Source organism: Pantoea sp. Cr_R13 (assembly GCF_029222565.1).
Taxonomy (GTDB): domain Bacteria; phylum Pseudomonadota; class Gammaproteobacteria; order Enterobacterales; family Enterobacteriaceae; genus Pantoea; species Pantoea eucalypti.
On sequence record NZ_JARHXL010000018.1, the window covers coordinates 481,129 to 494,407 of the forward strand.

The 13,279-nt window shown below is 55.7% G+C and carries 10 protein-coding genes; 2 read left to right on the forward strand and 8 right to left on the reverse strand.

What is annotated here, in order from left to right; all coding sequences use genetic code 11:
* Positions 1-8: 8 nt before the first annotated feature.
* Both P2R09_RS19170 and P2R09_RS19175 read right to left on the reverse strand, forming a co-directional pair.
* Positions 9-1,793, reverse strand: a complete 1,785-nt coding sequence (locus tag P2R09_RS19170; protein WP_275772001.1) for a GMC family oxidoreductase — start codon at positions 1,791-1,793, stop codon at positions 9-11.
* Positions 1,794-1,795: 2 nt separating this feature from the next.
* Positions 1,796-2,530 (reverse strand): gluconate 2-dehydrogenase subunit 3 family protein, encoded by a 735-nt coding sequence (locus P2R09_RS19175; protein WP_008926626.1) that lies wholly within the window; start codon positions 2,528-2,530, stop codon positions 1,796-1,798.
* Between the two features lie 274 nt (positions 2,531-2,804).
* Between P2R09_RS19175 and sbmA the strand changes: the two genes are divergently transcribed.
* Complete coding sequence (gene sbmA / locus P2R09_RS19180; RefSeq protein ID WP_275772003.1) at positions 2,805-4,046, forward strand: peptide antibiotic transporter SbmA; 1,242 nt, start codon at positions 2,805-2,807, stop codon at positions 4,044-4,046.
* Between the two features lie 154 nt (positions 4,047-4,200).
* On the opposite strand, the gene P2R09_RS19185 is transcribed toward sbmA, so the two are convergent.
* Both P2R09_RS19185 and P2R09_RS19190 read right to left on the reverse strand, forming a co-directional pair.
* On the reverse strand, positions 4,201-4,410 hold the full coding sequence (locus P2R09_RS19185) for a DUF1471 domain-containing protein (protein ID WP_275772005.1): 210 nt from the start codon (positions 4,408-4,410) through the stop codon (positions 4,201-4,203).
* Between the two features lie 212 nt (positions 4,411-4,622).
* The gene (locus P2R09_RS19190; RefSeq protein WP_275772007.1) at positions 4,623-5,810 is read right to left on the reverse strand and encodes an MFS transporter; all 1,188 of its coding nucleotides are present in this window, start codon (positions 5,808-5,810) and stop codon (positions 4,623-4,625) included.
* Between the two features lie 105 nt (positions 5,811-5,915).
* Between P2R09_RS19190 and P2R09_RS19195 the strand changes: the two genes are divergently transcribed.
* A complete protein-coding gene (locus P2R09_RS19195; protein WP_275772009.1) occupies positions 5,916-6,881 on the forward strand; it encodes an AraC family transcriptional regulator in 966 nt (321 codons plus the stop codon).
* Here P2R09_RS19195 and P2R09_RS19200 read toward each other — a convergent pair.
* The 4 genes from P2R09_RS19200 to gltP all read right to left on the reverse strand — a co-directional run bounded on the left by P2R09_RS19200 (position 6,878) and on the right by gltP (position 12,970).
* Positions 6,878-8,422: a PAS domain-containing methyl-accepting chemotaxis protein gene (locus tag P2R09_RS19200; RefSeq protein ID WP_275772011.1), complete on the reverse strand. Its 1,545-nt coding sequence runs from the start codon at positions 8,420-8,422 to the stop codon at positions 6,878-6,880. The two genes, P2R09_RS19195 and P2R09_RS19200, sit on opposite strands and share 4 nt — an antisense overlap.
* A 227-nt stretch (positions 8,423-8,649) precedes the next feature.
* Positions 8,650-10,104, reverse strand: a complete 1,455-nt coding sequence (murP, locus tag P2R09_RS19205; RefSeq protein WP_275772013.1) for a PTS N-acetylmuramic acid transporter subunit IIBC — start codon at positions 10,102-10,104, stop codon at positions 8,650-8,652.
* The gene (gene murQ, locus P2R09_RS19210; protein WP_275772015.1) at positions 10,104-11,015 is read right to left on the reverse strand and encodes an N-acetylmuramic acid 6-phosphate etherase; all 912 of its coding nucleotides are present in this window, start codon (positions 11,013-11,015) and stop codon (positions 10,104-10,106) included. The genes murP and murQ overlap by 1 nt, the downstream gene beginning before the upstream one ends.
* Before the next feature lie 653 nt (positions 11,016-11,668).
* On the reverse strand, positions 11,669-12,970 hold the full coding sequence (gene gltP, locus P2R09_RS19215; protein WP_039660663.1) for a glutamate/aspartate:proton symporter GltP: 1,302 nt from the start codon (positions 12,968-12,970) through the stop codon (positions 11,669-11,671).
* Positions 12,971-13,279: the final 309 nt, after the last annotated feature.

The window sequence follows — 13,279 nt, forward strand, 5'->3', positions numbered from 1 at the left end:
CCATATCCTTATGCCTGCACCAGTGGGCCGGGGTTTTTCAGGTAGTGTTCGCGAATCGCTTTGGCTGACCAGTAAGTCAGCGCCGCCACCATGCCGGTCGGGTTGTAACCCAGTCCCTGCGGGAAGGCGGATGCGCCTGGAACAAATACATTCGGCACATCCCAGCTTTGCAGATAACGGTTAACCGCACTGGTTTTGGGATCGTCGCCCATGATCGCCCCGCCGCTGATATGGGTGGTCTGATAAACCGTGGAGTCAAAATGGGTACCCGGCTTTTTCGCGCCGCCGATGATCATCTTCGGATTCATCGCTTCAGCAATCTTGCGCATCTTACCGACCATAAACTGCGCCATTTTGATGTCGTTATCCTGCCAGTCAAAGGTCATGCGCAGCAGCGGCTGCCCATAGGCATCCTTGTAGTTAGGATCGAGATCGAGGTAATTGGCGCGATAGGACTGGTGAGCGCCATGCGCATCCATCGACAGGTGATGCGTGTAGGTATCCGCTACCGCCGCTTTCCATTTGCTGCCCCAGTTAGGCGTACCCGCTGGCACTGGCAGGCCGGAGATCGGTTTGGTGCCCGCCTGGTTGACCCAGAATGGCGAACCGCCGACAAAGCCCAGTGGCCCATGGTCGAAGTTATCCGCGTTGAAATCATCCACCGCGACGCCTGCACCACCCGCACCGATAAACGGATTGGTGGTGGTGTTTTTATCAAACAGCGCCTTGAGCGTAGAGAGGTTCTGATAGGCGAAGTTACGGCCCACAGTGCCTTCGTTGGTAATCGGATTGTACGGTTTGCCAATGCCCGACAGCAGCATCAGATGCACATTGTGGAACTGGAAGGCGGAAAGGATGACCAGATCTGCGGGCTGAACCTGCTCACGGCCCTGTCCATCCACATAGGTCACGCCGGTGGCACGCGTTTTGTCATCGCTGAGATTGACCCGCAGTACATAGGAGTTGTTGCGCAGCTCAAACTTCGGCTCCTGACGCAGCGCGGGCAGGATATTAACGTTCGGCGACGCTTTGGAATACATGTAGCAGGCGTAGCCGCTGCAGTAACCGCAGAAGTTGCACGGCCCCATCTGCGCGCCATAGGTATTAGTGTACGGACCTGACGTATTGGCGGAGGGCAGATCATAAGGATGATAACCCACAGACTCTGCCGCCTGAGCAAACAACTGCGCCGAGTAAGTACGCTTCTGCGCGGGCAGCGGGAAGTTGTCTGAGCGATCGGGCGCAAACGGGTTACCGCCTTTATCTTTGCCGACCACTTTACCTTTGATACTCCAGGCGCTGCCTGAGGTGCCAAAGACTTTTTCCGCCTTGTCGAAGAACGGCTCCAGTTCATCGTAGCTGACGCCAAAATCCTGAATCGTCATGCCTTCCGGGATGAAGTTCTTACCGTAGCGCTCTTCGTAATGGCTGCGCATCCGCAGTTCAACGGGATCAACACGGAAATGGACGCCTGACCAGTGCAGGCCTGCGCCACCGGTACCGGTGCCGGGCAAAAATGCCGCCAGCTGGCGATAAGGTACCGCCGTCTGAGAAGCGTCATGACGAATCGTCACGGTGCTTTTGGAGAGGTCCTGGAAGAGCTTTTTGCGGACGTTATAGGTCAGCTCATCAATGGACTGCGGATAGGATCCATCGGGATAGGTATCACGATGCGGCCCGCGCTCCAGCGCCAGTACGTTAAGGCCCGCTTCAGTCAGCTCTTTCGCCATAATCGCGCCTGCCCAGCCAAAGCCGACAATGACCGCATCCACTTTTTTCATTTCATTTGCCATGCTTAGCTTCTCTCTCCGCGAATCGACACTGACGGGAACGGATACCGTTCGCCGCGTTCTACCCAATCCATAAAGTCGGCGCGAGCGCCAGGGAAGTTGATCAGCTTCCAGCCGACCATGCCCTGATTCCCACCGTGGATAGGATCGCTAAAGAAGCCTTCACGGGTGTTCTGCAGCAGGAAGCTGAAGAAGACTTTTGCCGGCAGCTGGCTGAATTCCGCGCTGCCACTCTCCATCGCCTGCAATAAGGCATCCTGCTGCTCACCGCTGAGCTGAGCAAAGACCTTGCCGTGCTGCTTTTTGCTGTAATTATCCGCATCGGCCAGACCAAGGCGGTAAATCTGCTGTGGCACCAGCGGCAGCTGATAGCCCAGCTCTTTCGGCAGGTCAGGATTAAACGGCCCCTGCATGTACCAGTTCGATCCCGTGGCATACGGCGTATTCATTTGACGATCGATAAATTCCGGCACGCCCGCTTCCAGCGCACCCGGTCCGCGTTCATCGCTGGGAATCAGGCGTGCCACGGCGGCGGTAATAAAGGCAAACTCTTCGGCGGTAAACCAGTTCGGCTGGTAATCACGTGCCTGCTGCGGTGCGGCCGGGGTTTCAGCCGCCTGCGCGGCCAGCGGAAGGGAGAGCGCGCCCATTGCGGTGGAGCCTACCGCCATCGCAGGCGCCAGGGTAATTGTCTTCAGCAAAAAATCCCTGCGTGAATGACCCTTTTTTTGTTCTGACATGACATTGCCTCATTCCCGCACTCACTGGCGGTATGAAAAAGTGGTGGTTGCGTTGTAATGGTTTTTATCAGCAGATACAGGCGTGGCGCCTGCTTGTTACCGGTAACAAACCTGCATATTGTATCACTGCCATTCACAAAGATTTAGTTCAAAGAAACAAAATCGCACAATTTCATTAACATCTATCTTCTTCCTGTCATGAGCAGAAACAACAGACTACAGACAGCGACACGTCAAAACGTTATAAAAGACAATACACAATAGCGGAGTACCTATGTTTAAGTCTTTTTTTCCGCGGCCAGCGCTGTTTTTCAGCTCTGCGGCTGTCTGGAGCTTATTAGCGATTTTTGCCTGGTTCGGCTTTGCCGCCCATCTTCCAGGCATCTGGCCCACTTTTGAAACAGCAATGAAGCAGCCCCTCCCAACGACGGCGGCGCGTTTTATTGCCGTCAGTCAGCTCTGGTTTTATCTCTATTACTGGATAATGGTAGCTATTTTTGCCGGGGCCTGGCGGCTTATTGACCCGCATCCCTGGCGGCGCTGGTCTGTGTGGGGTTCTGCGCTGATCATCTTTGTCACCTGGTTTGGCGTGCAGGTAGGTGTCGCCATTAATGCCTGGTATGGCCCGTTCTACGATCTGATTCAGAAAGCGCTGACCAAAGCGGGATCGGTGCAGATTGCAGAGTTTTACCATGAGGTTATCTCTTTTCTCGGCATCGCATTAATCGCGGTGGTGATTGGCGTACTCAACTCCTTCTTTATCAGCCACTGGGTTTTCCGCTGGCGTACGGCCATGAATAATTACTACATGCACAACTGGCAGCGCCTGCGTCATGTCGAAGGTGCTGCACAGCGTGTGCAGGAAGACACCATGCGGTTTGCGACCACGCTGGAAAACTGGGGTGTGAGTTTTATTCAGGCGATTATGACGCTGGTCGCGTTTTTGCCGGTGCTGGTCGCGCTGTCACATCATGTGAAAGATATTCCGATCCTCGGCAATATTCCTTACGCGCTGGTGATTGCCGCTGTGCTCTGGTCCGTATTCGGCACCGGGTTGCTGGCGCTGGTCGGGATTAAGCTGCCGGGGCTGGAGTTCCGCAATCAGCGGGTTGAAGCCGCCTACCGTAAAGAGCTGGTTTACGGCGAAGACAATGCCGATCGCGCCGGGCCACAAACGGTGCAGGAGCTGTTCAGTCGGGTACGGGTTAACTACTTCCGACTCTACTTCCATTATCTCTATTTCAATATCACCCGCATTCTCTATCTGCAGGTCGATAATGTGTTTGGTCTGTTCCTGCTGTTCCCGTCGATTGTCGCGGGCACGATTACGCTGGGCTTACTTAACCAGATCACCAACGTGTTTGATCAGGTACGCGGCTCGTTCCAGTATCTGATCGCCTCCTGGTCAACGCTGATCGAACTGATGTCGATCTACAAGCGTCTGCGCAGCTTTGAGCAGATTCTGGATGATGTGCCGCACGATGAGATGATGCGCGAGGCATCGGAAGACGTGTAACGGGTGAGGATTGCCGTTTTTTGACATAAAAAAGCCACTCGTCAGAGTGGCTTTTTCGTTTACAGGTTTTGGCTGCATTAAACACGTTCATCACCACACAACGCCGCCAGGACGCCCGAAGGCGTCCTGTCAGCATCAGAGGGTAAAGTGCAGCTTATTTCAGAAGCTCAGCAGTCATGTGAACACCATTGTTGGTGTAGGCTTCAGTGATTTTATATGAAGCACCAGCTTCCTGAGCCTTTGCAGCGATTTTCGCTTCAGCACCGTCCAGCGTAGAGTCGACAGCGGTCACAGATTGAGCGAAGCTGGCGAATGGCAGAACAGAAAGGGCGATAACAGCTGCAAAAGTTTTGATAGATTTCATGGTCAATTCCTCGGTTAATTTTTATCAGGTAAGGCGTGCTGCCTTGTTGATAGATATATTAGCCCTGAAGTTGATCAGTAAAAAGCGGAGGGTTTTGCTTAACTCATTCAATAAAACTGATGATAAAAAGCACATTTCGCACAGTTATCACTCAAAAGGTTAATAATCCAGATTCAATAAAAAAGGCAGCATAACACGCTGCCTTCAGAGAATTATCCGTGATGCCTTACCCGGCTGAAGATAGTTAGCGCAGCCAGCAGCATCAGTACGCCGCTGGCAACAAACACACCGCCTGCACCGCGCAGGTCAAACATCCAGCCGCCTGTCGCCGCACCAACGGTAATCGCCAGCTGAATAGTGGCGACCAGTAAACCGCCGCCCGATTCCGCATCATCCGGCACCGCGCGTGAAATCCAGGTAGACCAGCCGGTTGGCATCGAACCAAACGCCATCCCCCAAATTGCCACGCCCGCGCCGACCAGCCAGCTGACATCACCAAAGCTCACCAGCAGCAGCGCAGTGATACTCATTAACAGCGCCATGCCACTCAGCGTCAGCGACACACTGCGGGTGACCAGATAACCGGCCAGCGAGGTACCGAAGAAGTTCGCCACGCCAAAGGCCAGCAGCGCCAGCGACAGCTGATTAAGGTTGAGCAGTGCTACGCCTTCCAGGAACGGACGCAGATAAGTAAAGAAGGCGAAGTGGCCGGTAAACATCATGATCACGGCCAGCATGCCCCACCGCATCACATCGATACGCAGCAGTGCCAGCACCCCGCCGTTGCGGGCTTTGTTCTCTGCCGGCATGGCGGGCAGCGTAAAGAATTGCCACAACAGCGCCACCGCCCCCAGCCCGGCGGTCAGCATAAAGATGTTGCGCCAGCCGACCAGTCCACCGAGATAGCTGCCAAGCGGCGTAGCGATAATTGTCGCCAGCGAGATACCACTAAACACAATAGAGAGTGCACGTGGCACCTGATCGCTAGGCACCAGCCGCATAGTGATCGCGGTTGAAAGTGTCCAGAAGCCACCAATGGCCATACCCAGCAGCACCCGCGCCAGCAGGATTACCGTCAGGTCAGCCGCAAAAGCCACCATCAGCGCAGAGGCGATCAGCAACAGTGAAAAAACCAGCATCACAATACGGCGGTCAATTCGCCGCGTGACACTGCCGGTCACCAGGCTGGTAAACAGCGCGACCAGTGCAGTAATGGTGACGGTCTGTCCCGCCTGCCCTTCGGATACACCGAGACTGTGCGCCATAGGCGTTAACAGACTCACAGGTAAAAATTCGGCGGTGATGAGGCTGAACACCCCAAATGCCATGGCAAATACCGCACCCCACGCGGGACGGGTCGGCGAGGAAACCTCATCAGCCACTTCGGTTGTCAGACTCATGCTGCTTCTCCGGAAGATAAAAAAAGTGAGTGTGAGCATAGAGCGTCGCATCAGGACGATCTATGATGCTTACACCTTCATTTTTGATAATTCGTCTGGAATCACATGAGCCACTATGGAGATCTGACCAGTGAACTACTGATGGGGATGCGCCTGTATGGCGTGAACTACCAGCGCATCGCGGTAAGCGCACCATTCGGGTTGCGCTACGAGCACGCACCGGGCCGGGCGCAGTTCCACTTTGTCGGGCGTGGCTCACTGCTGGTGCGCAGCGCCTCCGGCGAGGTGTTCCAGCTCAACAGCGGCGATGCGCTGCTGGTGCCGCACGGTAAACCACACAGCCTGATCTCCAGTGAGGAGGCGGACTGCCAGTGCATTAAAAACATGGTGAGCAAGCCGCTCTGCGACAGCGTCTGCGCCATCGCCGCCCCGGAAGATGCTGGTGAGGACGAGCACAGCGTACTGCTGTTCAGCGCCTGCATGGCGTTTGAGCTTGGCGGCATGCAGCCACTGATCAATACCATGCCGGATGTGATGCTGGTGAGCACTCTGCTGTCGCAGTATCCGGAGATTCAGCCGATCCTGGCCGCAATGGAGCGGGAGTCACGCACGCGTCAGGCGGGGTTTGCCGGCATTCTGTCGCGTCTGGCGGATGTCGTTGCCGCGCTGATTGTGCGCGGCTGGGTAGAAAACGGCTGCGGCCAGAGTAGCGGGCTGGTGCAGGCAATGCGCGACCCGCGTCTGAGTCAGGCGATTGCCGCGATGCATCGGGAGCCGGGCGAAAACTGGACGGTAGCGCGACTGGCCAGCGTGGCAGGCTGTTCGCGCTCGGTGTTTGCCGGACGTTTTCTCAATGCCACCGGTATGGCGCCGCTGCGTTATCTTACGGAGTTGCGGATGCGGCTGGCGGTGCAGCGGATTGTGAACAATGGGGAAGCGGTGGAAGCCGTGGCCTATCATCTCGGCTACGGCTCGATTGCGGCGTTCAGTCGCGCGTTTAAGCGGATCGTTGGTCAGTCGCCTGGCGCGCTGCGTGCCGGACGCGACGGCACGCAGGCTCTGGCTTCTTAGCGAAAGACGCTGATCGCTTCCACCAGACGGTTAGCCTGATGGGTCATGCGACCAGACGCCTCGGCGCTTTCTGTCACGCGGGCAGCGTTCTGATGGGTGATATCATCGAGATCTTCTACTGCTGAGCTGACCTCGCTGAGCGCCGTCGCCTGTTCCGCCGTAGCGGCACTGATCTGGGCGATCAGAGCAGTAACATTCTGCACCTGCGACACGATATCCTGCATCGTCCGGCCCGCCGCGCTGGCATGCTCATTGCCCGATTTAACCCGGCTGCTGCTGGTTTCAACCAGCATTTTAATCTCGCTGGCGGCTTTAGCGCTGCGTTGCGCCAGGCTGCGAACTTCACCCGCGACCACTGCAAAACCTTTACCCTGCTCACCTGCCCGCGCCGCTTCCACCGCGGCATTCAACGCCAGAATGTTCGTCTGGAAGGCAATGCCGTCGATCACGCTGGTTATATTGGCGATACGCGTTGAGCTGTCGGCAATTTCGCCCATCATGCCCATCATATCCGTCATCACATCGCCGCCTTTACTGGCGGCGTGACTGGTGCTGGCTGAGAGGCTATTCGCCTCATGTGCAGTTTCGGTGTTGCTCTTCACCGTCGCGGTCATTTCGTTCATGGTCGCCGCGGTTTGCTGCACGTTAGCTGCAGCCTGTTCAGTACGGCGACTCAGTTCGTTGTTACTGCGGGCGATGGCATCGCTGGCACTCAGCACATTGATCGCCTGGCCGCTGACATCATCCACCAGCCAGCGGAACATCAATCCGAGCTGGCCAATGGCACGTAGCGTGACGCCGACCTCATCCACCCGATCCATCTGTTCAACCTGATGGCTGGCACCGGTCGCTACGCGGAGCGCCTGTTTGCACATCCGCTCAATAGGGCGTGAAATCTGCTGCTCCAGCCACACACTGCAGAGCAGAAGCAGCGCAGCCATTCCCGCAGCAAAGCCTGCCAGTGCAGTGTGGGTCATGCCCAGTGCCCAGACGCCCGCCACCGAGAGAGGCAGTAAGGCCATCAGCGTGCTGCGAATCCGCCAGCGCAGGGGCAGCGTCTTCAGGATTGAGGCGGGACGACGCCAGCCGCTAAGCACCAGCAGGCCTTTGTGAAAACGTCGCCCTCTGGCGCGGCCTTCACGAAAATCCTGATAGAGCACTTCTGTCTGACGCACCTCTTCTGCCGTAGGTTTGGTGCGCACGGACATATAACCCTGCACTTTACCGTCGCGTACGACCGGAATGGCATTGGCACGCACCCAGTAGTGGTCGCCGTTTTTCCGGCGGTTTTTGACCAGCGCAGTCCAGGGTTCGCCTTGCTTCAGCGTCGCCCACATATCGGCAAAGGCTTCTGGCGGCATATCGGGGTGACGCACCATGTTATGCGGCTGGCCGTTGATCTCGTCAGCAGTGAATCCGCTTGCTTCGATAAACGCGTCGTTGGCGTAGGTAATATGGCTGTTGAGATCGGTGGTCGACATCAGTGTCGCATGATCATCGAACAGATATTCACGCTGAGAGACAGGCTGGTTGTTACGCATCAAAAGTCCTTGGAGACCCGACGTCCTGCACGCAACAGTCTGAGGCGCGGCGTGAAAACGGCGGGCTGAGAAATAACGATTACCCTTTTTTATGTTTTCGGCATGCCCGCGCCTACTCTTTAGTAATACGTTTTAATTTCTGCCGCGAAAAAAGCCACTTTGCAGCGGCTTTCACACTTTTGATCTGTTTTTATCCGTTAGCCAGACTGGAGGATTCCGGCAATGGCTTAACTGAGGTCAACATTACGGGTGCCAAACCACCAGGTGAGCAGAAAACCACCGGTCCATGCGACGATCAGCCCGGCCAGGTAAACTGCCATCCCGGCGAAGATGCCCTGGCTGGAGGTCATCAGTGGCAGAGTGACAAGCCCGGACGGCCCGAATACCGTGTTCATCCCCACTGGCAAACCCAGCCACGCTACCAATCCAATAAAAAAGCCGCCCAGTGCTCCGCCGCCACAGGCGGTGATAAAGGGCTTGAGGCGGGGCAGCGTGACACCATAGATCAGCGGCTCGCCCACCCCAAGCAGGCCCGGGACAATTGCACCTTTGATCTGCGCCCGCAGCAGCGCGCCTTTTTCTGCTTTGCACCAGAGTGCCAGTGATGCGCCGACCTGCCCTGCGCCCGCCATGGCCAGAATCGGAAACAGCGAGTTAAACCCCTGGGTTTCCATCAGCGCAAAATAGACAGGAATAAAGCCCTGATGAATACCGAACATCACCGCAATCAGGAACAGTCCAGCCAGCAGCGCGCAGCCAAAGGGATTGTTATTGAGGTGGATAAACAGCCACGACATTCCCTTAAACAGTTCGCCGCCCAGCGGCATAATCAGCAGATAGGTAATGGCGCCAGTAATCACCAGCGTAAACAGCGAGGTGAGAATCATATCCAGGTTGTCAGGAATGATTTTGCGCAGCTGTTTCTCTATCCACGCCCCGATAATCGCCGCCATCAGCACACCGATAATGTTGCCGCGCGGATCTATCGTCAGACCAAAGAAGCTCTCCATACCGCTGTAGTAGCCGGTGGTGGCCGTGGGCACATAGCCGAGCACAAACAGCGAGGCGATGATGGCGCCGTTTACGCCGCTGCCGCCAAAGGCTTTCTGTGCGTTATAGCCGATCAGGATACTGAGAAAGGTGAACAGCCCTTTGCCGAACACCTTCATGTACGCCACAGTGTGCAGCAGCCAGGGCGCGTGATCGCCGGGCGCATTAAGATGGAGACTCTGTTCAATCAGCGTGGCAAATCCCAGCAGCAGTCCCGCGCCGATAAAGCCTGGGATTAGCGGCGTGAAGATAGTGGCGAAGCGCGACAGGAACTGATGCACCCCGCTGGTCTGTTTCGCCTTTAGCTGCTGCTTCTGCTGCGCTGCCAGCTGGCTAAGCTCGGGCGTTTCGCCCTGCGAAGCCATTGCAGTATCACCCTGCGACAGCAGGCTTTGCATTCCCTCGGCGGCGCTTTGCGCTTTTCCTGGCCCCACGACAATCTGTAACTGCGCATCGCTGTCGATGACCCCCAGCACGCCCGGCAGGCTTTTTAACCTGGCCAGATCAGCCTGTTCTGGCTGATTCAGCGTCAGGCGGAGCCGTGTCATGCAGTGACCACAGGCCGCGATATTCTGCGCACCACCGACCGCCTGCAGGATGTCGCGTAACAGTGCCTCGGTGATTTTCGCCATCAGCGTGCCCCCGCTGCCTGTAGCGCCTGACGGATAAAGCCCTGATGCTGACTGAGCAGCGCTTTGGCCTCATCGGCGTCCAGGTCAGCCAGTACCATCAGGATGGCGGTTTTGCAGTGTCCGCCACAGCCGGTCAGCGCCGCACGAGCAGTCGCGTCATCACAATCCGTAGCCTGCATGACGATGTTGACCTGGCGCTGCACCAGTTTCTGGTTAGTGGCTTCAACATCGACCATTAGATTGCCATAGACTTTTCCGCTGCGGATCATCGATCCGGTGGTGAGCATGTTGAGCACCAGTTTCTGCGCCGTGCCCGCTTTCATGCGGGAGGAGCCGGTGACCACTTCCGGACCGACCACGGGTGTGAGCGCAATGGCGGCAACCTGTGACATCGCGCTGCCCGGATTACAGCTAAGCGCCACAGTGGTCGCGCCCAGTTCATTCGCGTAAACCAGCGCACCCAGCACATAAGGTGTGCGACCACTGGCGGCGATACCGACCAGCACATCATGGCGGCTAAAGTGGATATCTTTCAGGTCCTGCGCGCCCTGTTCCCGGTTGTCTTCGGCGTTTTCAACCGCCTGTAGTATTGCGGTGTGGCCGCCGGCAATCAGGCCAATCACCTGCTCACGCGGCGTGCCAAAGGTAGGCGGGCATTCGCTGGCATCCAGGATGCCCAGCCGCCCGGAGGTGCCCGCACCGCAATAGATCAGTCGTCCACCTGCACGAAACGCGGCACAGATGGCGTCAACGGCGGTGGCGATTTGCGGCACGATGGCCTCAACTGCCAGCGCCACCTTTTTATCTTCGTCATTAATGACGCGCAGCATCGCTTCGGTGGAGAGTTCATCAATGTTCTGGCTGGCCGGGTTGCGGCCTTCGGTGAGCATCTGGCTGAGGTCGAGTTTCATGGCGGGCTCCGCTAAGGAATAAATTATTCAATTTACTACCTATCATAACGAATGATTAATTCATTGAGTGAGATCTTTTTTCAATGGATGTGGGGTGAATCATGTTGCGGGGGATTGGGCTGGTTAGCGTTGAGCTTAAGCAGGGTGCCTGGCATTCGGGGCTTAATGGCTTTGTGATCAGAGCCAGTCAGAAAAGGTTCACCTGATCGTAAAGACGCATTCGTCATCCATGACGCTCGGCCCACGCCATCCCTGGCGGTGGGACGCTTTACTCTTCAGGTGAACCTTTTCTTCCCTTAGGCTGTTTTATTGCTGTTTGTAAAGGGCTTGAGCTTGCCGATAAGATTTAAAAATCCGTGCTATATCTCAAATAAATCCTTCGATACGATCTTTTGATTTTCTTAAAATACAGCGCATAGCTGGCATAAAGGCGGATACAAAGGGGGAGCGGAGTAAAGCGTCCGCCGCATGGATGCGGCGGCCGAGGCCCCAGGGATGGGTTCACGCCGACTTTACGCAGCCCTCCTTTGTGACCGACTGAACGGCACAAATGTGGGTCTTTGATTTCTCCATTATCGCCCATGTATGAACTCAGCCATACAAACAAAAAGGGCCCAACTTTCGTTGAGCCCCTCTTTACGTTAACGCTGTTCTCAGCTTGCGGTCTGTGTCCGCAACTGCAGCTCATACTCTTTTGCCTGTTCGGCATCGAACTGGTTTTCCCAGCGGGCAATAACCAGCACCGCCAGCGCGTTACCGACCACGTTCAGCGCAGTACGTGCCATATCCATGATGCGGTCAACACCGGCGATAAACGCCAGGCCTTCAAGAGGAATACCGACGCTGCCCAGCGTGGCCAGCAGCACCACGAACGACACGCCTGGCACACCCGCGATCCCTTTCGAGGTCACCATCAGCGTCAGGACCAGCACAATCTCATCGGTCAGCGACAGGTCAATGCCGTACAGCTGCGCAATAAAGATCGCCGCGATACTCTGATACAGCGTCGAACCATCCAGATTGAATGAATAACCGGTCGGCACCACGAAGCTGGTTATCGCTTTTGGTGCGCCGTAGGCTTCCATCTTCTCCATGATGCGTGGCAACACGGTTTCTGAGCTGGAGGTGGAGTAAGAGAGAATCAGCTCATCTTTCAGGATACGCATCAGCGTGGTAATCCGCAGCTTACAGAAGCGCGCGACTCCGCCCAGCACCACAAAAGCGAAGAACAGAATTGCCGCGTAAACCAGCAGCACCAGCTTAGCCAGCGGCCACAGCGAGGCAAATCCGAAGTTAGCGATGGTCACCGCAATCAGCGCAAACACACCGACCGGCGCATAACGCATGATCATGTGCGTCACTTTAAACATCGTTTCAGAAATGCCACGGAACAGGTTTACCAGCGGATCGCGCTGTTCCGACGGCAGTGACGACAGACCTAAGCCAAACAGCACCGAGAAAAAGATAATCGGCAGCATGTCGCCCTTCGCCATGGAAGCGAAGATATTCTGCGGGATCAGCGACAGAATGGTGGTGACCAGGCTGTGCGGACCGCCCTGTACCTCTGCCGTTGTCGCTTCATATTTAGAGATGTCCACCGTTGCCAGCGTTGACATATCAATGCCGGTGCCGGGTTGAAATACGTTGGCCAGCGTAATACCGACCACAATGGCAAGGGTGGTAATCACTTCAAAGTAGAGAATCGTTTTGACGCCGATGCGTCCCAGCTTCTTTGCATCACCCACGCCAGCGATGCCGACAACCAGGGATGAAATCACAATCGGTACCACAATCATCTTGATAAGATGAATAAAGATATCGCCTGCAGGACTGAGAATGTTAGCGACTAACCATTCACGATTGTCTGGCTGATTATGCAATACAGCACCCACAACGATGCCAAGCACCAGGGCTGTCAGAATCTGCCAGGCCAGGCTGATTTTAAAACCTTTCATAACGCGTAATTTCCTCAGTCAAAACCCGTTTCTCTCTACTGCGAAGGTGCAGAAGACAATACACACAGGGAGTGAGCAAAAAGCCCGGTAAATTAGAGGGTGTTTAGAAACAGCGCCTCGTATGAAAATCTGATGATTCCCATACCCATTTTCAGACGCGGTCTGAGTTGATACCTGCAGAACAGGGGCGAGATAAGTACCATTTTCACTGTGGTAAATGCAACCCCTGGCAGATCCGATTAAAAGTTAGCCACCTAAGCAGCATAAAGTGCTGCCGGAAGTAAAAATACCTAACCTGCTGTTATGAAA

Coding starts and splice junctions, on each gene's coding strand:
- P2R09_RS19170 (WP_275772001.1), bottom strand. CDS start 1,793: ATGGCAAATGAAATGAAAAAAGTGGATGCGGTCATTGTCGGCTTTGGC.
- sbmA (WP_275772003.1), top strand. CDS start 2,805: ATGTTTAAGTCTTTTTTTCCGCGGCCAGCGCTGTTTTTCAGCTCTGCG.
- murP (WP_275772013.1), bottom strand. CDS start 10,104: ATGGCGAAAATCACCGAGGCACTGTTACGCGACATCCTGCAGGCGGTC.
- P2R09_RS19190 (WP_275772007.1), bottom strand. CDS start 5,810: ATGAGTCTGACAACCGAAGTGGCTGATGAGGTTTCCTCGCCGACCCGT.
- P2R09_RS19175 (WP_008926626.1), bottom strand. CDS start 2,530: ATGTCAGAACAAAAAAAGGGTCATTCACGCAGGGATTTTTTGCTGAAG.
- P2R09_RS19185 (WP_275772005.1), bottom strand. CDS start 4,410: ATGAAATCTATCAAAACTTTTGCAGCTGTTATCGCCCTTTCTGTTCTG.
- P2R09_RS19195 (WP_275772009.1), top strand. CDS start 5,916: ATGAGCCACTATGGAGATCTGACCAGTGAACTACTGATGGGGATGCGC.
- P2R09_RS19200 (WP_275772011.1), bottom strand. CDS start 8,422: ATGCGTAACAACCAGCCTGTCTCTCAGCGTGAATATCTGTTCGATGAT.
- murQ (WP_275772015.1), bottom strand. CDS start 11,015: ATGAAACTCGACCTCAGCCAGATGCTCACCGAAGGCCGCAACCCGGCC.
- gltP (WP_039660663.1), bottom strand. CDS start 12,970: ATGAAAGGTTTTAAAATCAGCCTGGCCTGGCAGATTCTGACAGCCCTG.